The organism is Lysinibacillus sp. VIII_CA (assembly GCF_049943995.1).
Classification (GTDB): domain Bacteria; phylum Bacillota; class Bacilli; order Bacillales_A; family Planococcaceae; genus Lysinibacillus; species Lysinibacillus pinottii.
Map to the genome: position 1 here is coordinate 1 of NZ_JBNFXM010000014.1, position 24,268 is coordinate 24,268.

The following is a 24,268-nucleotide window of genomic DNA, read 5'->3' on the forward strand; positions in this document are numbered from 1 at the left end:
TGTTCATTTGTAAATTTCGTCATAAAAAAACTACACCTCCAATTGTTAGATGTGTCTAACAATTGGGGTGCAGTTCATTTAGAGGAACGTTCTTTTTCTACATAATGAATGACATCTGCCATGATGGCATACATCTCTTTTAACTTCAATTGCTTATTGTCTTTCACTTTCTTCGCTACTTTTTCCGAAACAATTTCTTTATCAATTAAACTTTCCCAGCTATTTGCAGTCGATTCACCGATGAGCACATCTGCCAAATATTGTGCCAGCTCATCTCGCGTAATAGCTTCATCACCCGTGCTATATACCTTATTAATAACAATCTCCAGCTTATCTTTTTTATCGGCTGTACTCTCTGAGCCGGCACGTAGCATACTTTCTTTCAACATTTTAGCAAACTTAATTTTCGTTGCTTTACTGTCGACCTTTAAATCATTATCATAGCCGCCAACAACAAGTCCATAGTTAATTAATGTTTGAATGGCTTCATCATACCATTTGCCCTGATAAGGATAGTCCACAGAAAATGAATCGACATAGGCACCTTGTTTATCCAACTGCTCCCTTAATGCAGCAATTAATTTCTTATCCTTGCTCATTTCTCTAAAAGTAACATCTTGTTGAAGAGCTAGTGCTGCCGCTGTCCCTGCCGCTTCACCAGTCACCATACCAGTTGGGACAATACGGGCACTTCCCGCTGCTAAAGATGAATAACCTGCAGAGCGTCCCACAACAAGTAATCCATCGATATCCTTTGGTACTAGAGATCGGAATGGAATCGCATATTGCTTTGGCGCAGAAATAACATACCCATAATCATGTGGTGTTTGAGCCTGCACATCTACTGGATAAGAGGCAATCCCAATACTATCCCAATGATCACGATTCTGCCAAATATCGGACATTGGTAATTGATATTCAGCCCAAATATGTCTAGTTTCTCGTACATAAAGCTCTTCCGGGAAGCTGACAATTTCTGCTTTTTCAAATCCGGGGAAGTTTTCCTGTAAATATTTTAGTACATGCAATGTTTCTTTTTTACCTGCAGCTATGGCAGCCTGCTTCGAATTCTCATTTAAACCATCAATTCCGAAAATTTGTAATGCATTAATAAAATATTCATCATCCACTCGGGCTAAATTTAACCCTCTTAATCTTGTACCTTCTTGCAAAGGTTTATATTCATCATGAAGCTTTGTAAAGCCCCACATTACGGTATGATTCAAGTTAGCCCCGCCAAATACATCTGACTTAGCCGCTTTTTTTACTTGATCCCAATCGACATTTTTCAAGTGAAGCATTAATGTTACAGCCATGCGCTTATCCTTTATTCCAATATCTTCTCCACCAACAAAGAAAGGAACTTTAGACATCGTCGCAAAATCTGCATCCTGAGTAGCATCTATGAATGATTTTCCTTTAACGACATATGTACCGTATTCATTTTTTAGCTCAACAGAATTTAGTTGTTGTTGTTGAAGATTCGTTTTAACTACTTCCGTTTGCACCGACAATGTTAAATTGGGTTCCTCATCAATCAGCTTTTTAAACGCTGCTTTAGCTCCGACGATACCAAAAGCATCATTGCCTCTCACTAGCTCATGCCATTCTTTAAAAATACCTTCACTGATGGAGTTATTATGACCATCACGTGGAATATCTAGAAAATTTAGCATCCCATATGTAAATAATCCACCCAATTCTTCACGTTTTTCTACCAATAAGGTTTTAGCTCCATTACGAGCAGAAGCAACAGCAGCAGCGACACCCTCAGGCTCACCACCAATGACAATCACATCATATTCAGACTCTATATTGTTGATGGGTACTGGCTTTTTATACTCATCCACTAATTTATTGTATGCCATAGAGTTCGTTATTTCTTTAATAAAGTAGTAGCTTCCAAACCCAAGTAAAACTACTAGGATAGCAGTGGCTGTCCATAATACGCCTTTACCCATAATAAACCTCCGATAGTTAATATTTCCAATAACATGTTTATTTTATCATCATTTCTGCCACTTGAAAGAGCTGAATGTCCTATTGATTTTTTGCCTACAACCATAAGGCATATCATTTTCTACAGTATTTTTCTATGAAATTATCGTGTATTCCATCATATAAAGGATTGGGATATTTTTCCGATTTGCAGACAAGGTTTGTTTCATCACTTATAGTAAGCAGTCAAAACGGGGATGTGCTTGCGGGCACAAGTAGTTGATCAGGATACATTGTACCTGATAAAAAAACAGTCAGAATCATTTTAATCTATATTTTTGTCGATAAGCAACTAAAAATCCTTTGGTAAATGATGTAAATTCACTATTCTTTTTCAAAAATAGTTAAATACACTACTAAGTAGACGCATCAACTTCAAATAAAGTTACAGGACAAAAAATATTTTTCGATAACCTTTAATGAGCTAGTTTTATCCGTCACCCCTACCATTTTACTTCTATTTTTTATTTTACTATGATATATTTTCTATTAGGAAATCATTCCCAACTATCCGAACAATGGTCTTTAGGATTAATAAATGAGGTGCTCTTGTATGGATCGATTTGAACTTACTTTTAAAAATAAAGCTGTACGAATCTGGTTTTACACTGTATTCCCTGCCATTATATTAGCGATTATTTCTATTATTATTTTACCTAATGAGCAACATAAATATGTTTCACTAGGTTTGTCACTCATGCCAATCCTATATTTTATTTGGTTTATTTTTTATACTAAAAAGAAACGCAAATAATAGTTAAACCCTCTATATATAAACCATTCGACCATGTACCCATTCCAGATATAGTGAACAGAGTAAATAAAAATTGACTGGCTAAAGTTCCATACAAAACAGAACGTAAACCAGCCAATTCAGCTTAAAACGCAACCTTTAAGGGTTGATGACCTCATGATGGTGCCCCTTTAAGTCTACCCTGTAATTTCCAAAAGTCTTTTTTCTATCTTCTGAGCTTAAATTGCCAAATCTATTATAACCGAAAATATAGATGCCATTATCATTTATTTTCCAGTTATAGGCATTACCTATCGTATCAAAACCATAATAAAAACCTGGCATGCCTAAATAATCAGAAACCCATTGTCCATTTGCTCGTGTTGCATATTTTAAATTACTTGTTTCAGGCGCATTTACTATCCCCCGCTCATATCTTGTTAGATAATAAACATGATTCTGATAAGGTTTTACAGCTTTAATCGGTGCTTTTTCTACGGCTACTCTTGAAATGGCTTGTCCATCCACATAATATAAAATAAACTCTTTTGTAGTGCTATATGCGTAGTCCATATAAAAATTGCCCATATCCGTTTTAATCCAAATATCTCCTAGTTTAACTATATTTTCATCCTCAATAAATTCCTCATAAACAAAGGGTTCAAAATCAGAAAAATAATTGCTATAGAATAATTGACCTTTTTCTTGCATCACAGCCATAAAACGATCGCTATAGACAATAGATTCCCCCTGAAATAGCCATTCACAAATGCGAACAAGTCTAAGGTTTTCAAGCTCCGTAGCATTTACACCCCTGATAATAATCAAACTATATGGTTGCTGGTTTTCATTCTTCAAATAGACTACTTTCTTATTAAATGCCTCCCCTATATATCTTAGAGGAATATAGGTTGTATTATGATGCAGGACTGCAGAAACGTCCATTTGAATCGAATCGCCATTCACATCTATTGCCTTGTTCCCTATTTTCAAGGTTATAGTTTTATCCGAATTTTTAATGGTTATGGTATTATTTTGAGGGTTGAAATCTACCCTTGCACCAAATCCTTCAGAAATAAAGCGAAGTGGTACTAAGGTTCTTCCATCTTTTACAATTGGCTGTATGGCAGAAACCATATTACCATTAACAAATGCCTTTGAGCTTTCAGGCGACAAAATGATACTGTTATGAAGATCATTTTCTGTAATATCATTATAAAGTTCAAATAGATTTGCTGCCTGCACAGTTAGACTAACAGGAACAATTAATAAAAAAATTACTACTGTACTGATAATGTTTCTTCTCATTTTATAGTCCCCAATACGTTTTGCATATTTTCAATTTACTACTACGTTCGCATTTTCCAATATAAGCCAAATTATACACTTTTCTATTAAGAGTTGCTACGTTTAATGGCTATTGCTCTGACCTTCGAGAGTGTACAAGCTATAGCAGATTAATGCTTTTTTGGGGCGATATGGGGCTGAATTGGGGCTAAAAATATTGCCTTGCAGGGTATAAATGGGAATAGCTAATGTAAACTTGAAATTTTGTATCTTTATTATCTTTTAAATTTTTTTGGTTTTTTGATGCTACTCCATTTAGACTGATTTTTTTGTTTATAAAAACTATTCATTTCCCCCATAACTGAATTTTCCCTACCTCCCTCTTTCTCTAGTATGTTAAAAAACGAGTGTTTCGAGACTTTTTTATCCTACGTATGAGAACAAATATAAAAAGCATGTTTTGACCCATCTTTTTACAAAACATGCTCATGTATCATTAGTGCCGACACTCGTTTCGTAGTACCGAGTGTCAACAAAAGAACCTTAAATTAAGTTGTTTTTTTGCACGTGTAGAAGGCTCTGTCGAATCCACTGTTTGTGCAGTCCACTAATTAAGTTCCACCCTATTCAATTAAAGAAAGTGCTACGATTAATAGAACCATAGAATCGGTGCGAATACGGCTAATAAACCGCAAATAACAAAGTCACTCCTGATGCAATACAAAAATTGTTCGTCCGACTTTATCTACAAGCATCCCTGTTACGATCGACGGAAGATACCTAGCATCTACACGAAATCCTATAGCAATTCCAACCTCCGATAAACCATGACCATCTGAGTAAATAAATAAAAATAAGATATGTTACTGTGGGACTTTTAGGTAGTCTCTTGATCTAAGTATATCTCTGCTAGCACTACGTGTACTGAATGTCAAAAAAAAAGCATCTTTTTAAAACTCATAAATAAAACCAGATACTCATAAAAAACTTTAGGAGTACCTGGTTATTTTAATGAGAATTCCCCTATTTGCTTTATATAAAAGCTTTTTTAGCGAAATACTCTTTTATTTTATTGTTGCTTTGAAAATTCCACCAAATCCTGTGACATTGTACCAATTTCATCTGCCGAGGCATTCAATTGTTCTGTAAGAGCCGCCTGCATTTGCGCAAGCCCACTAATTTTATCCATATAGTCAATAATTGTATCAATAGAAACCTTTATTTGCATTAAACTTGATTCAATATTACCTGTTGCCTTAGCCGAATTAACTGCTAATTTTCTTACCTCTTCAGCTACTACACCAAAACCTTTTCCTTGTTCTCCTGCACGTGCGGCTTCTATTGCAGCATTTAACCCTAGTAAATTTGTCTGATCTGCTATCTCTCGAATAAAATGTGATATAATCTGTGTTTCATCTGCTACCCCTTTCGCATCATTGGCAGCTTCTGTAGTTTTTTCCTGTGTGTTCGCCAGTTCCTGTGCCTGCATAGTAATAGAATTAATGCCATCAACCATTTGATTAATAGAAGCTGATAATTCCTCCATACGTGTCATAGTTTCTTGCACATTTTGCTCTTTCTTTTTTTCATGTGTAATATCTCGAATAGTTCCTGCCACTCGCAAAGGAGCTCCCTCATTATCACGAAGCGTTGTACCGTTTGCATGAAACCAGCGATATTCACCTGATTTTAATTGAAGGCGATAATCTACTTGAAATGGCGTACGCCCAGAAAAATCTAATAAATGGGCACTAAACGCATCTAATGCAGGCTGCTTGTCCTCTGGATGCAAGCGATCACTCCAAGAGCTCATAATATTTGGAAAATCATGTTCATCCTTGAAGCCCAATGTTCTTCGAAATTGTTCACTCCACCAAAAGGAATTCTGTGGATTTAATGGATTCCCTTGATCTACAATCATATCCCATGGCGCTTCTACCAGAGCTTTATTAATTAAATCATAACGTGTTACATATCCCTGTAATTTTTCCACGTTTATTTTTTTATCATGAATATTCATCATCAAACCAATGATTTGATACTGATCATCTTCAAGATGGGAAGCCATTCCTGTAGTCTGTATCCAGCGCTCTTGACCGTCACGACAGCATATCAAATGCTCCATATTAAATCGAGTTTGTGTTTCTAAACTCTCCTCTAGCATCTCTTTAAAATCAGAACGATGCGCCTCTGTAATTACCTTCAAAAAATCTTGAAAACTGTCTTTAAGAGCATAACTATCAAACCCTAAGAGCTCTTTTAATTCTGACGAAGCTGTGAAAACATTGTTTGAATCATCCAAGCGTCCGTTCAATACTCGTAATTCCCAAAGACCCATTTCATTACTTTTCAATACATTACCCAATTTTTTCTGCAATTGATCTTCAGATTCTTTCCGAAGCCTATTTACTTGATTTAAATTATGTACTAACTGGTTTAATTCCTCATCATTTGTTGAAGCTAAAGTATACTCAAAATCATATTGACCCTGTTTAGCCATTTGCAATTGAGCCTCACTCAACTTAATAAGATCGCCAATTGTTATGTTCCGTTCTTTTTTTAAAAACATTCTTAGTTCCCCTTCGATAGTGTATAGATTACATGACTAATTCAAGAATCATTAGTTATAAAACTAGAATCATATTTCGTGTTTTTCTCATTATAACCGAAAAAATAGTTAAAAAGCACTCGAAAAATAATATATTTTTTAGATGCACTATATTCCTTATAACGGCTACCTCATTTACTTTAAGAACTATATATTTTTTTGAATCTGTATCCAAATACTCAAATTACTAGTGAATTCCCAGGGATTATGATAAAAAGAGATTTTTTTGATTACTTCTTTCGGGCTATCCAACGCGAAACAAAGGAATCTTTTTAAATACATACTAAATCAATGCTATATTCATATATTTTAATTGAATTTGTCATTGAAGGTTTATTAAAAGAATTGAATTAGTGTGTTATGAAAATTCGATTATAAATTTGTTGAAAAAAATTAATATAGAGATAAAAATATGTAGATACAAGTATTAAAGTGTGTTATTTTAAATGGTAATAATAGTCAAAGGAGGAGTTTACTGTGAGCAAACAAATGTTAGCAAAGGGCAAATTATTCAAGGGGAAAACGCATAGCTAGCCCTCTAAACTGCGGAACCCCCTACTATTGAGAGGGGTATTATTTTGAGCCAATCACCAACAGAATTTTTCATTCGTAACTTCGAACATGGAGATATGCCTTTACTTGGTGAGTTGTACCAATCAGTAACAGCAAAAGACAACGCGACATTTTGGTGGGTCGGGGACGAAGATAATTGGTGTAACGTTTATTGCGCATTTGAAGATGGGAAAATGGTCGCTAAGGGGCAAGTTAGCATCATTAACGTTGTTCCTCCAGGTCGTTCAAAAGAGAACAATCACTCTATATATATTAATCTGAAAACCATTTCTGAAAGAGAACAGGACATTACGTTGCTCGACAAAGTCTATCAATATCTTTTAACAAGAGCAAAGCAATTAAAGGTAACTTTACCTCAAGAATACGGAACAATACTTTGTGTAGGTAACGATTCGAAAGAAACAGCAAACAATCAGTTTTTTATCCAAAAAGGATATCTCCCTCTGAATAGTTTGTATAGCATGAATCGAGATTTGACTGAACCGGTTGTGGAGTTAAAACTTCAGGGGGAGTTTCAATTCTCACACTGGAGCATGGAGACATCTAGCGAGGAAAGAGATTACCTTAATATTGAAGCTGAAATTTGGCCAGATGCTCCACTTGGTCTTAATAGATTGTCTGAATACAAAAAAAACAAGCTATGGACATCCATGGTCATACGTCAAATAGACACTATTGTTGGCGGACTAATGACATGGCAGGAAGAAGACTACGGTGTAATTGAGGACGTTTATGTCCGTGAACCATGGAGAAAGCGTGGAATTGCAAAGTTTACGCTTACACAGGCTTTGAAATATCTTAAGTCTCATAAGCTACAAAAAGCTACTCTCATGGTACTAACGACAAATAAATCAGCCTTATCTCTATACGAATCGGTTGGCTTTTATACGGATAAAGAAGAGATAAGATACTTCACAAAACTCAATTAGGTAACAAAAAGAGGGATAGGCTGCCCCTTGAACTGACTCCTTCGGGTTAGACAAAACAAAAAAGCATCTTCAATTGAATTTAGGGTAATGTATCCTAATATCAATTGGAGGTGCTTATTTTTATGGGGATGAGAGTGAGTCATCGGCAAGAAGTAAAATTAAAAGCCAGTGAAATGAAGTTACAAGGTATTTCTACAAAGGTGATATTACTATGTGATGTTTTTTAGCTCACTAGTAACGGACAGAAGCCAATTTCATTAAACCAAACCTGATGTGCGTATTGAGCTATTTCCCACTATACTTCTTTATGAAGGCAAGCGTTTTCCCAAGTGTTTGTTCAGCGTGCGTAGTAGTAAAATCAAATTGATACTCATGACCTAGGTCAGAATTTGTTCCTTCAAATAAAACACTTTCTACTTCCACACCATTCTTTTTGAGAACATCTATAAGCTCTGTTGATTGTGGGGCTAGTGGATCTGCATCTCCAACTGTCAAAAAGGTAGGTGGGTAATTAGGTGTTACATGTTTAACTGTAGACATCTCATCTATTCTAGAGTAAGACTTGAAATCTTTTGTTCCTGTATATGCCCAAAATACTGATTGGATACCTTTTTTTATTATTGGAGATGACTGAGCACCTATTTTATCCATGTTATAAACCCCACAGAATAAAAGAGCACCTTTTAACTGTTTTTTATCAACTGTAGGTTGAATATCCATTGATTTTGCTAGAGCTTCATTTGTTATTATCGCAATGGTTTGACTGGCAATTTGTGCACCTGCTGAATCACCGCCAATAAATAAATGATTCATATTGCCGCCATATTTCGAAATATTATCCTGTAAATATTTAAGAGCTTGGTTAGTTTGTATGATTGGCCCCGGATATTTTTGTACCGGTGCAATAGCATAGTTTATATTTGCTACAACATATCCTTCATTGGCTAATGCCATTCCATATTCTTGCGTTTGTTCCTTACTACCTGATACAAATGCACCACCATGTATCCACATGATAACAGGGAGTTCTTCCTTCATATTTTTCGGATAATAAATATCTAAAAGACTATTCTCAATTCCATGTTCATCATAAACAATATCTTTTTCAACATGGACTTGCCTTTTTATTGTTTCAATGTCCTTAGGGGATGCAAAAGAATCAGATTCAAAAAGCTGCTTGATAATAAAGGTATTAAGTACAGGTGTAAACTGACCAATTATAAATATAAGCAATATAGGAATGACAATAATATAAACGGGAATCATCCATCGCTTTTTTTTCTGATAAAATCTTTTTTTAGTTTTCAAATTGAATGAACACCTTACCTCACTTCATTATTATATGAAATTCACTTGACGGAAAAAGAAAAGGGTGGATACGCCCTACGTTATGCAAAAAAGATCAGCGTCCTTTAAACTCTGATTTTCCTCCTTCTTTTTTTCCGCCCACACAATATTTATCTAATTAGATGAATGAGTCTAATTTAGATATTATTGAACCTCATACAAATGAATTATATCAGATTTCAACCTTCAACCTTTAGAAGAGAATATTATGTATGTGGAATAGCAATGTGGAGTACCTAGGCTTTTTGAGTTTTTCATGATACTGTCTATATTTTGTATAAAGCTCCTTATCTACTTCATCGATAGAATTCTTCTCAGAAACTTCTTCAGTTTCAGCATTTACCTGCGTGTGGATACAAGAATGTTGTAGAAGTATAGATATTTTTTGTATTTGTTATAATTGGCTAACCATCTAACACTCTATAAAGGTAATTTCATTTCGGTTTAACAACCTTTTTTTCAAAAAAAGTTAAAAAATTATTCACGTTCATGCATTTCAACTATACATAACATTAAAAAAAGGCAGTAACGATGAAGGACCAACCTTTGTCGTTACTGCCTTTTTTTGAATCACTAGTTATTGTGTATACGAAATTTTATATATCTTTGTTTTGACAGCGTTTTAATGGTAGTCTTACTACCTGCAACGTGTATAAAATCGCATAACCAAACATGGTTTCACTGCAGAATTAAGATGAAACAGAAAATAAGGAATATTTAGTCATTTTTACAAACACTTTCTATTAAACCTCAATAATGTTATTATTGTAATAGTAAATAATATAAATAATTTACAATTAATAAAAAAATTTACAGTATATACTTATAAGGAAGAGGCGAAAAAATAATGATTCATAATAGTTTATTCAAAAAGACATTCACAACATTTTGCTGTTCTGCATTATTAGTTGGTGGAGTAACTATGTCGGCAATTTCTACTCAAGCAACTGAACTAACAAATGAAGAAGAATTATATTTAAATGAATTAGGATTTAATAAAGATAGTGATTTTTATAAATTACTGCATGCAATTGAGCAACTACCATCTGAAAAGCAAAGTGCTGAAGAAGTCGCAGAATGGTTATCAAACCATTCTGGTTTAACAATCACAGCTGAAGGCGAATATTTAAACTTTGGTTCCTTAGAGCAAATTGGTGAAAGTGAAGTTCAAATTCCTAATATTTCAGCTTACTCGTTTTCAGTTATAGAAATAGCTGCATGCGTCGGAGCTCTTGGAGGACTTATTCCTGTAACAAAAATCCTTAAAGTTCACAAATTATTAGACACTCTTGGTGGTGCCACTAAAGTAATGCAACAAGTTCTTACAAATTATAAATATTATCGTAAAGACAAGGGGTATAGCCAAACTAAAGCTCTAAGTCAAGCTCTAGAAGATTTCTCTGTTGCTAGTAAGTTATCTTCAGCATCTAAACAATTATTTATGGATTTCTTTAATATAAGTGCAATCATAGGATCTTGTGGACCTTTATTTTCATACGAAAATAATAAACATGAAGATGAAAATTACTTCTTTAATGAACGTGCTTTAAAGAATTTAGCTTAACACTGAATGGTTAAAAGTGGAAATTTATTAATTCTACTTTTTTTCCTATACTTAAGAAGGAGTTTAACAAATGCGAAGTTACTTACTTTACTTTTTATTACTACTAATAATTCTACTAGCAATGGTTGATACTTGGGGCGAAACCAATAAAACTATTATGTATGGAGTTGCGCTTATAAGTATCGTTAGCTTAATAATTATAAAATCATCAGAAAAGAGTAAAAAATAAAAATTTCAAAAATCTAAAGACAGTAGGGACAATGTATTATCCCTACTGTCTTTAGATTTGAATAACCAATTCGTTACTCTTAATAATTATAGTTTACTTATTTTCACTTATAGTTTTTTCTTTACAATTCGAGCAAAGCAACAACAAATATAACTGCTTATTTTTTTGAAAAATAACAACTAAATATTCGTAAAGGTCATAGGAATCTCCTCCCAATGGGAGTGTGGCCACACTCCCATTGGGAACACTATTTAGAGAAAATTAAATCGCCAGAGGTCAAAAATCGGATTCCGATTTTATGCCATTAAGCACACCGAATTTTTGAAGGTGCGTAGAAGGGCACTCTGAAATTTAATGGTGATTATTCTGGCTACCCTTACAACAAAATTTCATTCCTTTTTCAACCGGTATACCTATCATTTCGTTCTCCATATAGTTCTACTTTGTTATGTATACAATATCAAACCCTCCCGTATACCGTTCCAACCAAAGTGCGACGCGCTTTTCGAGTGTGCTGTAGCACACTCTTAATCCTGCACGTTATACTTGGCTCTTTTCACGCAACTAAGATAACTCTTAGTACCCGATCCTTGCATGTTGTAAAAACTTATACTTTTTGGGATACTTTTTCCAAAAGCCCTCTAATTCTTTTATATTGTTTTCCTGTCTCTTCAATCTCTTCCCTAAAAACTTCTGTTACTAAGATACGTGCAATTGGTTTTCCGACATTAACAATATCACCTGGTTGGATGTTTAAATCAAGTAAATACTTAGGGATATGCCATGTGTACTTTTTAGGATTGATTTTAACGTATTGATCACTGGCTGAAATGGCTGCATCTAATGAGTGATATTTGATTGTTTCTAAATAGCCGTGAGACAACCCTAACTTGTCCTCTGCTTTGATTTTTTTCAATGACTCATATATAACACCTACAAAGGCTTTAAAGCCCATTAAAAAACCTGTACGGGTTTGATAAAGTTTTTTTTAACGATTGTAAAGATTACTTTTCTTATCAGACGCCTGCTTAGTAGACTTCTTTATATCTTTTATTGTTATCATTTAAAAAACTGCTGTACGGTCTGGTAAAATTTAAAACTGGGGCAAAAAGCCTTAATGCGGTGCTTACCTACAGACTGAAAACTCGCACCAGCATATTGAGTACATTAATGGTCTGTTTCACCGTTGATTTAGCAGAGTCTTTTACTTCTATGATATTATCTCGAATATCATGGGTTAGCCCAGTTACTTTGTCATCCAATTTTTGTTTGAAGATTACAGAATAGTAAATTCCCACAGCGTTAAAGTACGTTATTCTATAATCTGACCCTTTAGATGAAGAAAGACGCATTCCTTAATAAAGAAATGCGCCTGCTTCTTGAAGTTTTGTTCACCATATAAACTTTTGTAAAAAACAAAGGCGTTAGGATTTCTCTCCAATTATACTCAGGATCACATTAGCTGCTTCTAACGCACCACCAGCTTTCCTAAAGCTTTCTGACAGTTTCTGCGCTTCTTTCTGGTATACTCGATTTGTAAGCACTTCAGCTACCGCTGTTGCTAAATCCTTTGGAGTTTTTCTTTTAAGTTTTACTCCTGCACCGAGCTGGGCAACTCGGTCAGCTACCATTCTTTGTTCGCTATGTTGCGGAAATAAAACCATTGGAACTCCAAAAAATAGACTTTCATTCGTACTATTCATCCCGCAGTGGGTAATAAATACATCTGCTTTCTGTAATACTGAAATCTGATCCACAGCGTTTTTCACTATGAAATTTTCTGGTACGCTATCAAGAGACGAAATCTCCGTTTTTTCTCCGACTGACATCACAACATCATAGTCTGTCTTCCCAAATGCTTTGAGACAGTTTTGGTAAAAATCCTGATTCTGATTTAGTATAGTTCCAAGAGAGATGTAGATTACTTTTCTACCTCTTTTATCATTCTGTATCGGTATAGACTGCTTTATGGACGGTCCAACAAAGGCATAGCGCTCAGAAAAGGTATCCGCCATTGGCTGAAATTCTTTCGAAGTGTAAACAATGGTGTCCGTTTCATTATCATTTTGAACTAACGATACAAAATTCTCTACTCGATAACCATGATCATTTAATAGTTTAATTTTTCTGTTAATTCTTCGCATGCCTAGAATCATTCTCCAGACTTCCATGAAACTCCGCTTCATTAGTTTTGCTGTATACTGATTAAAGGCAAACGAAGTAGTCGAACAAATATATGGAATTCCTAGTTTCTCAGCAAATAATTTTCCCCAAATACATAAAGAGTCAGATACAATGCAGTCTGGCTGAATATCCCTTAATTCTTTACACACCTTTTTATCCAAAGCAATCGTTATATCCGCAGCCATTTCAATTAATGCTGCAAAATCTTTGCCAACCTTACGATCCAATTCTATATGTGTAACTTTAGGTAAGAATTCATCACAAGCCATAAAAAAAGCACCAGTGTCTTCTATTTTGCCCTGAAATTCTAAAAAGGAATAATACCAAACTTGATGACCTTTCTTTATTAATTCGGTTACTACCGGAATAGTGGGGTTGGTGTGACCATGTGCGGGTAACGAAAAAAAGATGATTTTACTCATTCACTCTCATCCTTGGATTCCGCATTTCGAATCATCTCTGCAAATTCTAGGAAGCCGTCACTTTTTAAGACAGCGATTCCTTTTGTCGCATCCTCTCCCAAAACAACCAGTTTATCACCTGCATGAATCTGATACATTTCACGTGCATGTTTTGGAATTACAATCTGTCCGCGTTCTCCTACCTTCACAACACCAAAGAACTGCTTCCCTTTAGGACTAATCCGATTTGCTTCTTCTTCATTCAAATTTTGGGATAATTGATCTATGGTTACTTGAAAAATATCACCGAGCATTTTGAATTTGTAAATATCAGGTATAGCCTCCCCATTTTCCCACTTCGCTATGGTCTGCCGTGATACGTTTACCTTTTCAGCCAATTGTTCTTGACTTAGTTTATGCCTTTTACGCAAAACACGAATATTCATACCAATCATGTTTTTCATCTCCTTTTATTTTTATAATATAGAGGATTTAAGGAGATATCTATCAACAGTTCATAACATTTCTTGTTAAATATTGTGGCAAATATTCATACGCAAGAAAGATACCCTATCGATATTCGATGGTTATTCCATGATCTGACCCGTTTGTGGAACAATTAAAAAATCCTGCATGCCAACACAGGATTTTACTTAAAACTGTTTATTAACGTTGTGACTTTATTTCATATCTACATTCATTTTTCTAATTGCCTTTTAATTGAGTAAACAGTGTTCCTAGAAAGACCTGTTTTTCTGTGAATATTCACTACTGATTCATTTTGTTTTAATAATTGGACACAACGTTCTAACCAAGTAAGGATGGGGGTAAAAATAGAAGTTTAATTTTTGATGTAGTTTATTAGAAAACCAATCTAAATGTTGGTATTACATCGCTTAGATTGGTTTTCTGTTGGATACAAACTTTCTTTATTTTACGCATCGTTGTATGTAATTCCTATTTTATCGTGAACTAATAACTAGTTATATCCCAGTCTCAAATAGTATGTTTTCTAAATGCTTTTTTCAATATATCTGAAAAACCTAAAATTAAAACAACTAGGGAAAGCCTGATTTGTTGCTCTATATCTAAATTATTTAAATAAAAATAAAAGATAAGGCAGGCAACTAATAGTAAACCTAATATTTTAAACCTTTTATACTTATTATCTTTATTTAACAAAGATAGAATCCAATCTCATAGCAGTTGGCTCCTTACATTCTTATGTCTACTCTAAAAAGCAGTATTTTTAGCATGGTGGTTTTTGTGTTTTTTATAACTATTATTAAGAATATTATAATTAACTTTACTTGAACAGATAATATTCTCTTTATATATTAACTCAAAAGTCCATTCACCACGAATAAGTTTTGAGCTTGTTTTTAATACAGCATAAATAAAAAGAGCAGCTATAAATTGCTCTGCTCTCTCACAATATCTTGTTTCAACACTTCAGGACAATGATAACGCTAATACCCCACTTATACTCCAGATAATTAATATAAATGATAGAGTGTTGAAGAAATAGATGTTTCTTTATTGAAATAAAAAGGGGCAACAGTATTAAATACTGTTGCCCTTTTTTTATTTATCAAGGGAATATAATTTTATGACTTCATCTGCAGTAATTGGTTTATCGAAAGGTAAAAAGCGACTATAAACTTCTTTGAAATTCATATCTCCTTCGAATTGATCAACAGTTTCAAATATATCAAGTATTTTTACAAGACTCCATGTAGTTTGCCCACCATCTGCATTTTTGTAAGTATCATCAACAAATTTTTGGCGGATTTTTATTTCTGCTTCATCGGAATTTTGAGCTTCTACCAATATGATAATTTCTTCGAATGTTTTAGATGAATGGGTGTTTGGTATTACAATAGATTCTAATAATATTTTCACTGAATATATCTTCATAATTTATACCCCTAAACTATTTAATTATTTTTTAAAGCGATTATCATTTAACAATTTTTTTGCTTTTTTTGCTGCAGCATTGCCGTTGTTGGCATCTTTTTCGATTTCATTGAGAGTTTTTCCGTAATATTCCCCTGGGAATTCACTTCTAATAGAGCCTTTTCTGTTCTTAGAAATATATTCGTCTGCTGTCTCTTTTTCTATGAACGAATTTATACAGTCTCCAATTCGAGTTCCTACTTTATAAGTGGCCAAACCTACTGTGAAGATTCCTGTTCCAATTACGAGGGCTTGTCCTATACCTGGTACAAAATATAGAACTCCGATAGCAGCTGCAGGAGTATGTTTTTTCATCTGTCTACGAAATGGGAGTAGTAGGTCTTCTAATATCTTATATCTTTTTTATGTCGCACCATTTAGAACAATTTTCTGAATGTTAATATTCAATTTATTTATTACAATAAATGTATAAATCACTTAATTATCCACAAAATATATAACTTTATTTATATATTTACTCGGAAATTATTGTGGGACTTACCATCAAATTCTCGGTCTTTATAACTTCATTACTTTTTGTGCTTATATATTCAACTTGAACATTAAATAGACTTCCGTATTCTGATTCGAAGCGTCCCTTTCCACTAGCTAAAAAATAATCAGGGTTATTGACACTTCTTGATATTATTTTAATATCTGGAAATTCATGAGTTCCAGACAATTTAGCTTGATTGTAAGCCTCTTCATAAATCGAACCGAGAGATACCCACTTAAGTCCTCCCATACTAGAAATTGGAAGCTCCTCATAACCAAATTTTTCTTTATTTAATCCAACTTCTGCATAAATATCCATTTCACCCTTAATTTTTTTAATTTCTAATACAGCAACTACTCTAGCAATAGTATGTGGTGGAACAACAATAGATTGAGAAGGAGCAACATATTCTACAGTTTCCGAAGTCTCATTTGCCTGACTACTACTAAAATTATATTCTGCCTTTAGTGTGATTTTACCTTCTGCTAGAAAAGGTATCCCTGTTGCCAGACTGGTTTCAGTACCAAACATAAATCCATGTTCAGTTGTAGCCGTTGTAGTATTTGAAAATGATTTGCGAAATTCCTGCGAGCTTAACGTTTGATCCCTATCGGTATCATTTCGTAAGTCACTTTGACCAGCCCAAAGAGGATTTTGACTAATTACTTGAGGTTCCATAGATAATTTACCATAGGTATTTTTTACTTCAAAGTCAATATTTTCTGGGTGTTTACCAATTGAACCTAGCCCATTAGAAGTCAAATATCTGCCGTAGTAATTAACTAGGAACCTTGAACCATTTGCTGCATCTGGAAAACTATTTTTAATGGGACTAAAATTTGCTATACTTTGATTCTCTTTAACATTATTATCTCCATTTGCCGCCATTGCTATTGGTGATGAAAGTAAACTTAGACCAATAGTAGCTCCCATTAATATTACTTTTGCTTTGTTTTTCATAATTTCTCCTCCAATTTTAGTATGTATAATTTAGCGTATGGCTACATACTAAGTTTAGTTGTTATTATTATTGGATTAATAAACAAAAAATATTAATTTTATAATACATAATCCATAAAAATCAATAATTGGTAGAATAATATAATTTTTAATTGAATGTTCAGTAATGGAATATCTACAGTATGATTGGGGCTTGAAGTGGTATGGTTTTAATTCATTCATCTCACCCAGTACTGTACAAGACATGATTAAAAGATATTAACCTTTTGTGGAAAAACTATAACAGAAACTGAACGGAAATAAGAGCAGAGAATTTACATACTTAGTACTATACCTCATACTGATGGGCAACTCCCCAAATTCAGTATAATGGTAGCGTCTAAACTAAAACCGTAGTGAACGAGGTGAAGGCCCCATAACTTTCGATGTTATCAAACACAAATAATAGAACTAAGAATAAATAAGCACTGATTTACAATGTTTTTTAGTTTATAGGAATTATTTTTGTTTCGACAAATGCCTGTATATTTTATTTGGTGGAACTTTAACAGCTTGTGAATTGGCAGTAATGGTGCTTGTTGTACTAATTGTAGTGGACAAATTAAATTCAAGGATTGCAGATACCTCACCCTCTGCTACAAAAGGAATACCAACTTTGCCTTTTGTAGTAATGGATGATTTGAATCCACTTTCTATGGAAGTGGATGTACTTTTGGTAATTGATTCACTAAAAGAAGTAATATTAAATGTCTGTTCTTGCTCTGAATTATTTATAAAAGTATTTTCTCCCATAAATATAGGTACCACATTTGTAACATTATTTTGTTTGAAATTTATTCCAGAGTATTCAACATCTTCACCGAATACAGGAGTACGAAGATATGGTATAAAACCAGCTATGGGTGGAATCGGCTCCTTGTGGACCTGTGTTTTCCATATTTAGAATATTATTTTTATGCTCTTGAACTTCAGCAGCTTTGACAATATTAGGAATAAGACCACTACCTAATAAAGTAACAATTATTAATCCACTAGATACATATTTTCTTTTTATTCTAGAATCACATCCTAATAATTTATTTATTAATAGTTTATTAGATTTCACAGTATTTTACAAATTGTCCATAAACATACTCAAAAGAGGCTCATAATGTGGGGTTTTTCTTACTTTTTCACACTTTGTATTATAAATAATATTGAAATCAACGTGATAATACTTAATTAGAGCAGTAAAAAAATAAAATTCTTCATCAAATGACACATTTTTTTATGTAATTATGAAGTTTTTAATGGAGTAACTTTGTATGTTAAGCAATCTGGGACCCGATGGGGTAATGATTTGCAGTAAGCGTGGGGGGGCACTGAAGAGTTCCGGAGTAACTTACACTTTAATACCTCCAATAAGGTTACACTATTGTACCTCTCTTCCTTATCCTAAATAGTCTTGTTTTCTCAGGATATATTTCTTATTTTAAAGTCTCTCATTCTTAGATTAAGTTTAGCTAGAATCTCTATTGTTTCAGTTGTTGCTTGCAATATGGCATCATTGGTCAAATGGTGCTTTCAGGATTTGATTTGTTGGAGCCACCCATATATCAAAAGTATAATGCAAAAACAGATTCGCTAAAAAGGACTTAGTAAACAACATCTGGGTGTAACCTCAGTTCGGTCAATTTTTTTCTTTTTATTTGATAAATTGCGCTTTGATTTCATCTTTTAATGTAGAATAGTATCACGTTTAATTACATACTAACGTACTGCTTGCATAATAAATTTTTGAACAATATTATCGAACAGTAATGAACTCTATTACATAAGCAAAATACCAACAATGATTTCCCTTCGCTTTTTATTGAATTTGGATAGGCTACTACCAACAACCCGATCCAACCGTTGACAAAGATATATGCTTTCAAGTTCTGTTTATAATTATTGTATAAGTCTATTTTAACTACTTAATATGGACAATCTTCTTATTAAAACTATTCATTCCCCCATACCTGAATTTCCCCTACTCCCCCTCTTTCAAAATGACGCCTCTCGAATTTCTTTCAAGTGGCGTAAAACTTCAAAGTGGTGCTATGGGAGCTATCGTCACAGCCAGTCAAGCTGTACGTAAAGGAGGAACTATCCAAATTACAGGTGTATATGGAGGTCGATACAACGCCTTCCCACTCGGAGATATGTTCCAGTGTAATGTAGCGATTCGTACTGGACAAGCCCTAGTTGTTCATATCATGCCTCATGTCTATAACTTAATCGCAGATGGTAAAGTGAACGCAGGTGATATCATTACACACGTCCTCCCTCTTGAAAAAGCAAAACATGGTTATGAAATATTCGATACAAAACAGGAAGACTGTATTAAAGTGGTTTTAAAACCCTAAATATAGCGTTTTGGTACTTTTGTCTCTCTATTGCAAAAGTACCTTTTTCAATTGATCCGGGGCATTGAATCATTCTTAAAAACCACTACCACCTATTTTAAATGAGTAATTTTGTAGAAAATCTAGGTTTCTCCACATAAACTACAGATAGCGTGGTTATAATGTCAAACTAGGGGGATATCAAATGAACTATAAAATTTTTGCAGTAGTAGACGATTTAAAAGTTCAAGAATTAATTAAGCAGTTTTTGATGACACATAATTATTATGTAGAAGTAGTATCTGATGCAGACGAGGGAATAAAGAGACTAAAATCCCAATCCTATGATTTGATTCTCCTCGATATAAAAATGCCCAAAAGGTATGAAGTGGTCAAAATGTTTCGCAGTCAATTTAATATACCCATTATATTTCTAACTGCTTTAGAAGAAGAACTAGGTAAAATAAAAGGCTTTGATCCTGGGATTAACGATTACATAACTAAGCCATTTCCATTTCATGTGTTGATTAGACGAGTACAAGCAGTACTTAGAAGAAGCAATAATTTGTATTTTAATCAACTTCAAGTTGATTGTAAAAGAATTAAAGTTTATGTAAATAAAGAGGAAATACAGTTAACCACAAAAGAATTTAAAATTTTACAGCTACTACTTCGTAACGAGAAAAAGGTTCTTACTAGAAATACCATTATACAAAAGGTTTGGGATTATGAATATTCAGGAGAAACACGGAAGATTGATGCCCATATAAAAAATATAAGAAAAAAGTTAAATATACCCTATATTAAAACAGTAAGAGGTATCGGATACAAAATTGATGAATAGCATTGTAGAATCATGAAGAGGAATTCAATCAAACGATTTAAAACCACGCCTTTATATTTGAACTGCTCCCTGTCAAGTAGACAGTGGAAATAATAAAAAGCTTTTAAGCGGCTTTAGCCCTGTATTCTAATGGGCTTAAGCCGTTTAATCGTTCTTGGTATCTATCGTTATTGTAAAACTGGATATAATCCTCAATCGCTTGTTGTAACGCTTCAAATGTTTGATGTGTACTGATAGCCACGATCACTATGAAGTAACGGTTGTTCTCCATCTTTTAAATTAAACATTGCTAAATCAAACGTCTTAAATACCAATTCATTATTATTTGAATGCCCCAATACATAACTGTTAATAGAGCCATCGTAAAGATCTAGAATAGCGCTTAAATAAGCTTTCTTTCCATTTCCTAATTTGAACTCCGTCACATCTGTTACCCATTTTTCGTTGGGTTTTCTTGCAGTAAATTCACGATTTAATCGATTTTCAGCGACATGTTGTGCAGGTGAAGAAACATATCGCTTTCTTTTTCGACGAATCACGGATTATAAACCACTTATTTGCATTAATCGATAAATACGTTTGTGATTGAGCTTTTTATTGTATTTACGATTGATATTTAAAGTCATTCTTCGATATCCATAAATTCCTTCGACTTGTCGATAAATAGCTTGGATATCCTGAAGAATCGCTTTATTCTCTAGCTCTCTAACTGTTGGCGTACGTTGTAGCCATTTATAATAGGCAGCACGAGATAAACCGGCAATATCACATAAAAGGATTACTGGCAGATTTTCTTTCGCATGTAACTCTTGAATCGCTCTATATTTATTTTGTAAACGAACGCTTGTTAACGATTCCTCCTTTCGAGTTCTTCCAACTTTTTTTAAAAGGCATTTTCTCACGTAATCGTTCATTTTCACGTTCTAAACGTTTCATTTCTAGCTTGAATTTTTCTTCAGCTGTTAACTCCTGTTGTTCTTTCTTACGACCACGTTTATCCTGCAGAGCCTCTTCACCATATTTACTTACATAAACATATTTAAGTAATATACAAAAACCATGCTTTGACATTGTGTCTAAAGCATGGTTTTTATTTGAACTAATATAAAACTGCTAAGTTGATTTTTAGATCAGCTATTTATTGAATTCATTAACTGGAAGAAGTATTCAGTTTTATGAGTCTTATTTAGGTTATACCATGAATGCAATGTGTCAGGTGTAAATACATCTAATTTTTTCAGTACTTCCATAGTAAATTCTAGAGGTGCTACCCCTGATGCAGTAATCAAATTCACACCTGATACCGCAGGTCCCATCTCATGAAATTTTTCTCCTTTATAATTAGGACAGACCATTTTAATATACTCTAAGTCATTGCTTGTGTGTTTTCTAGAATCTAAGTATCCCATATTCGCAAGAGCCTCAGTTGCACCACAAATTGCAGCAACAATAGTACCAAGTTTTAAAGCTTCGCCAATTCTTCTTAAGATCGGTTGATGAATATCTTCTCTCCAAGTAGTCCCACCAGGTAAGACTAAAAGATCTTTACTCTTAAGCGTACATTCATCAAGAGAAATATCTGGTTGTATGCTCAGTCCTCCCATTGTAGTAATCATTTCTTTATTAGCTCCTACTGTAACTACTCTTAATGGGGCTAAATCTTTTTTGAAATATCTCCCTGAGTTTAGTTCAGCAATTAAATATCCATATTCCCAGTCTGACATTGTATTAAAAACATAAAGATAAACTTTTTTTGTTTGCATTAAATAACTCTCCTATCCGAATTGATATGCCTAGTATAATACAACTTCCCTGACACCTAACGTCAGGGAAGTTGTATTATACTTGATGAAATTTTATTAATTCCGACAGAACTTCAATAAGTCTTTTCTTAAGACTTATTGGCTCAATAACTTGAATAGATTTACCATACGGTAAAAGTAAATATGGTACATATGTATGTATAATATCCTTTTCAAGAAGAAATACTGCTTGATTAGAAGTACGTTCTTGTAAATAATGTCCTAAAAACCAATGTTGGCAAATATCTCCCAACGTCCCTGTATTCCCATTAATAACTAAAGAAGTAATCCCTTCCTTATCTTCTATAGTTGGAAGGAGGTTTTTCATAAAAAAGTCACTTGCTGAAAAATTTTCTGGCCGGTTAAACTTATTTTCGGTTAGCATTAGACTTTCAATTCGATCAATTCTAAAACTACGGATATCATTCCTAAGATGACAAAATCCAATCACATACCACTTATTATTCCAATAGATAATTCTGTACGGATCGACCAATCTATAATTTAATTGCTTTTCGCCACTTTTATGGTAAAGAATTTTTACTGAGTACCCGTCAGCTATGGCCTGCTCCAACTCCTTCAAAAAAGGTTCCAGAGAGAGTGAACCTAATCGACTTATTACTTCAAGACTAGTTAAATGTTGATTTATCTTTGTTTCCTGCTCTTGATTTGAGTATTTACTTAGTTTTGAAATGGCCCTATTTAGTGCTTCACCTCCATAATATCCGGCTTCTTCTGCAAAAACAGCAGCGTGGAATAGTGAAGTTTGCTCCTCAAAATCAAAAAAAAGAGGAACTTCAATAAAATTATTTAATAATGTATATCCACCGTTATGTCCTGTGTCTGAAATTATTGGTACACCACTTGTTGAAAGTGTATCAATATAACGATAAACAGTCCTTATATTCATCTCTAACTTTTCTGCAATTTGTTTTGCAGTAATTTTTTCACCTGAACTAAGCATCCATATAATTGCTAACATATTGTCAATTTTAGGCATATAAATCCACCTCTATTTGGAATTTACTATCTATCATATAAGTTTATTTTACTTAATTAGTAAAAATAAATTTTACATTTATCATTAGAATTTAACTTATTTCCATGAATTAGACAATTCTGTCTTGTTAATTTAAGTATAATTCTTCATAATCTAATTCTATTTTTGGGCATAACTCATCAACTGTGTTATTCAACAATCTGGCTCGGAGGTTGAACAACAAGTTAAAAAACACTCTTCAACTAAATGCCTCGTTAGTTTAGTAAGTTCAACAAAAAGAAGGCTAATTTTATTTTAAGTTGAATCTTTAGTTTTCTATGCGGATAAAGTATTTTTCATAAATATCTATTGCATCAATCTGTAGATTATTTAAGTTAATTTTCAAATCACCCTCCCGCTCTTCATCTTCTTCACCCAACCAACAAATATAAACTTCACAATAATCACCTTGTGGAAGTAACTCTTTTAGTAAGTGACATAAATAGAGAAAAGTCTTTTTGGATTTTTTGTAGTTATGTGGTGAATGCATCTTTTGATATTCATTCATTTGCCAAATAGGCTTACCTTTCTCAGAAACTTCATAAATATAGGGCGTAGTAAAATGCTTCTGTTTAACTACATTACGATTTTCTTGATCTGAGAAAACGTAATCAATTTCAACTTCATCCTTTGTATAATACTCATTAAGTTTTACTGAAAAATTCAAACCAATATAGGTTGCCATACTCATTTTAATAAACTCCTTTTATAGGGTGACTTTTATAACGCTTCACTATACTATCAGCCTCTTCTTCAACTAAACTGCCCCGTTAGTTCAATAAGAGAAAAGAGCTACATTATGCAGCTCAATGATCTTCAAGTAAAGCGCCCTTTAATGGAATAACTAAAATATGGGCTTATTCCTAAAATCGCTTATAGCTTGTTGAACTAAATCACTCCGTTAGCCATCACGTCGGGTAAAATCGATGATTCATCACAGAAAATGAAAGAT

Annotated in this window: 21 protein-coding genes and 2 pseudogenes; 5 read left to right on the top strand and 18 right to left on the bottom strand. The window is 33.6% G+C overall.

Annotation, left to right across the window (positions count from 1 at the left end; all coding sequences use genetic code 11):
• Positions 1-74: 74 nt before the first annotated feature.
• The gene (locus tag ACP3VS_RS16700; RefSeq protein WP_197149047.1) at positions 75-1,961 is read right to left on the bottom strand and encodes an FAD-dependent oxidoreductase; all 1,887 of its coding nucleotides are present in this window, start codon (positions 1,959-1,961) and stop codon (positions 75-77) included.
• Between the two features lie 590 nt (positions 1,962-2,551).
• Between ACP3VS_RS16700 and ACP3VS_RS16705 the strand changes: the two genes are divergently transcribed.
• Positions 2,552-2,752: a hypothetical protein gene (locus tag ACP3VS_RS16705; RefSeq protein ID WP_031415863.1), complete on the top strand. Its 201-nt coding sequence runs from the start codon at positions 2,552-2,554 to the stop codon at positions 2,750-2,752.
• Positions 2,753-2,890: 138 nt separating this feature from the next.
• On the opposite strand, the gene ACP3VS_RS16710 is transcribed toward ACP3VS_RS16705, so the two are convergent.
• The 3 genes and pseudogenes from ACP3VS_RS16710 to ACP3VS_RS16720 all read right to left on the bottom strand — a co-directional run bounded on the left by ACP3VS_RS16710 (position 2,891) and on the right by ACP3VS_RS16720 (position 6,587).
• Positions 2,891-4,039 carry a copper amine oxidase N-terminal domain-containing protein gene (locus ACP3VS_RS16710; protein ID WP_426389302.1) on the bottom strand — a complete coding sequence of 383 codons (1,149 nt, stop codon included), beginning with the start codon at positions 4,037-4,039 and terminating at the stop codon, positions 2,891-2,893.
• Between the two features lie 514 nt (positions 4,040-4,553).
• Positions 4,554-4,851 (bottom strand): annotated as a pseudogene (locus ACP3VS_RS16715) (MFS transporter); the annotation flags it as partial.
• A 236-nt stretch (positions 4,852-5,087) separates the two neighbouring features.
• Entirely contained in the window at positions 5,088-6,587 is a 1,500-nt protein-coding gene (locus ACP3VS_RS16720) for a methyl-accepting chemotaxis protein (protein WP_422762360.1), read from the bottom strand.
• Positions 6,588-7,255: 668 nt separating this feature from the next.
• Here ACP3VS_RS16720 and ACP3VS_RS16725 point away from each other — a divergent pair.
• The gene (locus tag ACP3VS_RS16725; protein WP_196243900.1) at positions 7,256-8,128 is read left to right on the top strand and encodes a GNAT family N-acetyltransferase; all 873 of its coding nucleotides are present in this window, start codon (positions 7,256-7,258) and stop codon (positions 8,126-8,128) included.
• Between the two features lie 285 nt (positions 8,129-8,413).
• On the opposite strand, the gene ACP3VS_RS16730 is transcribed toward ACP3VS_RS16725, so the two are convergent.
• Positions 8,414-9,436: an alpha/beta hydrolase gene (locus ACP3VS_RS16730; RefSeq protein WP_031415857.1), complete on the bottom strand. Its 1,023-nt coding sequence runs from the start codon at positions 9,434-9,436 to the stop codon at positions 8,414-8,416.
• A gap of 886 nt (positions 9,437-10,322) precedes the next feature.
• Between ACP3VS_RS16730 and ACP3VS_RS16735 the strand changes: the two genes are divergently transcribed.
• Positions 10,323-11,039: a hypothetical protein gene (locus ACP3VS_RS16735; RefSeq protein ID WP_197149045.1), complete on the top strand. Its 717-nt coding sequence runs from the start codon at positions 10,323-10,325 to the stop codon at positions 11,037-11,039.
• An 836-nt stretch (positions 11,040-11,875) separates the two neighbouring features.
• Here ACP3VS_RS16735 and ACP3VS_RS16740 read toward each other — a convergent pair.
• The 7 genes from ACP3VS_RS16740 to ACP3VS_RS16770 all read right to left on the bottom strand — a co-directional run bounded on the left by ACP3VS_RS16740 (position 11,876) and on the right by ACP3VS_RS16770 (position 18,057).
• Positions 11,876-12,223 (bottom strand): DUF5839 family protein, encoded by a 348-nt coding sequence (locus ACP3VS_RS16740; RefSeq protein ID WP_243432493.1) that lies wholly within the window; start codon positions 12,221-12,223, stop codon positions 11,876-11,878.
• 469 nt (positions 12,224-12,692) lie between these two features.
• A complete protein-coding gene (locus ACP3VS_RS16745; protein WP_426389305.1) occupies positions 12,693-13,874 on the bottom strand; it encodes a macrolide family glycosyltransferase in 1,182 nt (393 codons plus the stop codon).
• Positions 13,871-14,308, bottom strand: a complete 438-nt coding sequence (locus ACP3VS_RS16750; protein ID WP_036161659.1) for a helix-turn-helix domain-containing protein — start codon at positions 14,306-14,308, stop codon at positions 13,871-13,873. The genes ACP3VS_RS16745 and ACP3VS_RS16750 overlap by 4 nt, the downstream gene beginning before the upstream one ends.
• 1,129 nt (positions 14,309-15,437) lie before the next feature.
• Entirely contained in the window at positions 15,438-15,770 is a 333-nt protein-coding gene (locus ACP3VS_RS16755) for a DUF4288 domain-containing protein (protein WP_051563241.1), read from the bottom strand.
• 24 nt (positions 15,771-15,794) lie between these two features.
• Positions 15,795-16,124 carry a hypothetical protein gene (locus ACP3VS_RS16760; RefSeq protein ID WP_426389307.1) on the bottom strand — a complete coding sequence of 110 codons (330 nt, stop codon included), beginning with the start codon at positions 16,122-16,124 and terminating at the stop codon, positions 15,795-15,797.
• Positions 16,125-16,284: 160 nt separating this feature from the next.
• The gene (locus ACP3VS_RS16765) at positions 16,285-17,265 is read right to left on the bottom strand and encodes an epsilon-toxin family protein (protein WP_426389309.1); all 981 of its coding nucleotides are present in this window, start codon (positions 17,263-17,265) and stop codon (positions 16,285-16,287) included.
• A gap of 498 nt (positions 17,266-17,763) precedes the next feature.
• Positions 17,764-18,057, bottom strand: a complete 294-nt coding sequence (locus ACP3VS_RS16770) for an ETX/MTX2 family pore-forming toxin (protein ID WP_062794080.1) — start codon at positions 18,055-18,057, stop codon at positions 17,764-17,766.
• Positions 18,058-19,292: 1,235 nt separating this feature from the next.
• Between ACP3VS_RS16770 and ACP3VS_RS16775 the strand changes: the two are divergent.
• Both ACP3VS_RS16775 and ACP3VS_RS16780 read left to right on the top strand, forming a co-directional pair.
• Positions 19,293-19,652 (top strand): annotated as a pseudogene (locus ACP3VS_RS16775) (glutathione-dependent formaldehyde dehydrogenase); the annotation flags it as partial.
• Positions 19,653-19,836: 184 nt separating this feature from the next.
• Positions 19,837-20,475 carry a response regulator transcription factor gene (locus tag ACP3VS_RS16780; protein ID WP_426389311.1) on the top strand — a complete coding sequence of 213 codons (639 nt, stop codon included), beginning with the start codon at positions 19,837-19,839 and terminating at the stop codon, positions 20,473-20,475.
• Between the two features lie 103 nt (positions 20,476-20,578).
• Here the strand turns inward: ACP3VS_RS16780 and ACP3VS_RS16785 are convergent, their stop codons facing one another.
• The 6 genes from ACP3VS_RS16785 to ACP3VS_RS16810 all read right to left on the bottom strand — a co-directional run bounded on the left by ACP3VS_RS16785 (position 20,579) and on the right by ACP3VS_RS16810 (position 24,007).
• Entirely contained in the window at positions 20,579-20,746 is a 168-nt protein-coding gene (locus ACP3VS_RS16785) for an IS3 family transposase (RefSeq protein WP_080695197.1), read from the bottom strand.
• Positions 20,688-21,014, bottom strand: coding sequence for a DDE-type integrase/transposase/recombinase (locus ACP3VS_RS16790; RefSeq protein WP_426389313.1), 327 nt, complete (start codon positions 21,012-21,014; stop codon positions 20,688-20,690). The genes ACP3VS_RS16785 and ACP3VS_RS16790 overlap by 59 nt, the downstream gene beginning before the upstream one ends.
• Positions 21,015-21,017: 3 nt before the next feature.
• The gene (locus ACP3VS_RS16795) at positions 21,018-21,389 is read right to left on the bottom strand and encodes an IS3 family transposase (protein ID WP_206700888.1); all 372 of its coding nucleotides are present in this window, start codon (positions 21,387-21,389) and stop codon (positions 21,018-21,020) included.
• Between the two features lie 216 nt (positions 21,390-21,605).
• Positions 21,606-22,238 (bottom strand): type 1 glutamine amidotransferase family protein, encoded by a 633-nt coding sequence (locus ACP3VS_RS16800; protein WP_012294434.1) that lies wholly within the window; start codon positions 22,236-22,238, stop codon positions 21,606-21,608.
• Between the two features lie 76 nt (positions 22,239-22,314).
• Positions 22,315-23,277, bottom strand: coding sequence for a helix-turn-helix transcriptional regulator (locus tag ACP3VS_RS16805; RefSeq protein ID WP_416278067.1), 963 nt, complete (start codon positions 23,275-23,277; stop codon positions 22,315-22,317).
• 307 nt (positions 23,278-23,584) lie between these two features.
• A complete protein-coding gene (locus ACP3VS_RS16810) occupies positions 23,585-24,007 on the bottom strand; it encodes a hypothetical protein (RefSeq protein ID WP_036161646.1) in 423 nt (140 codons plus the stop codon).
• Positions 24,008-24,268: the final 261 nt, after the last annotated feature.

Coding starts and splice junctions, on each gene's coding strand:
- ACP3VS_RS16700 (WP_197149047.1), bottom strand. CDS start 1,961: ATGGGTAAAGGCGTATTATGGACAGCCACTGCTATCCTAGTAGTTTTA.
- ACP3VS_RS16705 (WP_031415863.1), top strand. CDS start 2,552: ATGGATCGATTTGAACTTACTTTTAAAAATAAAGCTGTACGAATCTGG.
- ACP3VS_RS16710 (WP_426389302.1), bottom strand. CDS start 4,039: ATGAGAAGAAACATTATCAGTACAGTAGTAATTTTTTTATTAATTGTT.
- ACP3VS_RS16720 (WP_422762360.1), bottom strand. CDS start 6,587: ATGTTTTTAAAAAAAGAACGGAACATAACAATTGGCGATCTTATTAAG.
- ACP3VS_RS16725 (WP_196243900.1), top strand. CDS start 7,256: ATGCCTTTACTTGGTGAGTTGTACCAATCAGTAACAGCAAAAGACAAC.
- ACP3VS_RS16735 (WP_197149045.1), top strand. CDS start 10,323: ATGATTCATAATAGTTTATTCAAAAAGACATTCACAACATTTTGCTGT.
- ACP3VS_RS16740 (WP_243432493.1), bottom strand. CDS start 12,223: ATGGGCTTTAAAGCCTTTGTAGGTGTTATATATGAGTCATTGAAAAAA.
- ACP3VS_RS16745 (WP_426389305.1), bottom strand. CDS start 13,874: ATGAGTAAAATCATCTTTTTTTCGTTACCCGCACATGGTCACACCAAC.
- ACP3VS_RS16750 (WP_036161659.1), bottom strand. CDS start 14,308: ATGATTGGTATGAATATTCGTGTTTTGCGTAAAAGGCATAAACTAAGT.
- ACP3VS_RS16755 (WP_051563241.1), bottom strand. CDS start 15,770: ATGAAGATATATTCAGTGAAAATATTATTAGAATCTATTGTAATACCA.
- ACP3VS_RS16760 (WP_426389307.1), bottom strand. CDS start 16,124: ATGAAAAAACATACTCCTGCAGCTGCTATCGGAGTTCTATATTTTGTA.
- ACP3VS_RS16765 (WP_426389309.1), bottom strand. CDS start 17,265: ATGAAAAACAAAGCAAAAGTAATATTAATGGGAGCTACTATTGGTCTA.
- ACP3VS_RS16770 (WP_062794080.1), bottom strand. CDS start 18,057: ATGGGAGAAAATACTTTTATAAATAATTCAGAGCAAGAACAGACATTT.
- ACP3VS_RS16780 (WP_426389311.1), top strand. CDS start 19,837: ATGAACTATAAAATTTTTGCAGTAGTAGACGATTTAAAAGTTCAAGAA.
- ACP3VS_RS16785 (WP_080695197.1), bottom strand. CDS start 20,746: ATGGAGAACAACCGTTACTTCATAGTGATCGTGGCTATCAGTACACAT.
- ACP3VS_RS16795 (WP_206700888.1), bottom strand. CDS start 21,389: ATGAACGATTACGTGAGAAAATGCCTTTTAAAAAAAGTTGGAAGAACT.
- ACP3VS_RS16800 (WP_012294434.1), bottom strand. CDS start 22,238: ATGCAAACAAAAAAAGTTTATCTTTATGTTTTTAATACAATGTCAGAC.
- ACP3VS_RS16805 (WP_416278067.1), bottom strand. CDS start 23,277: ATGCCTAAAATTGACAATATGTTAGCAATTATATGGATGCTTAGTTCA.
- ACP3VS_RS16810 (WP_036161646.1), bottom strand. CDS start 24,007: ATGAGTATGGCAACCTATATTGGTTTGAATTTTTCAGTAAAACTTAAT.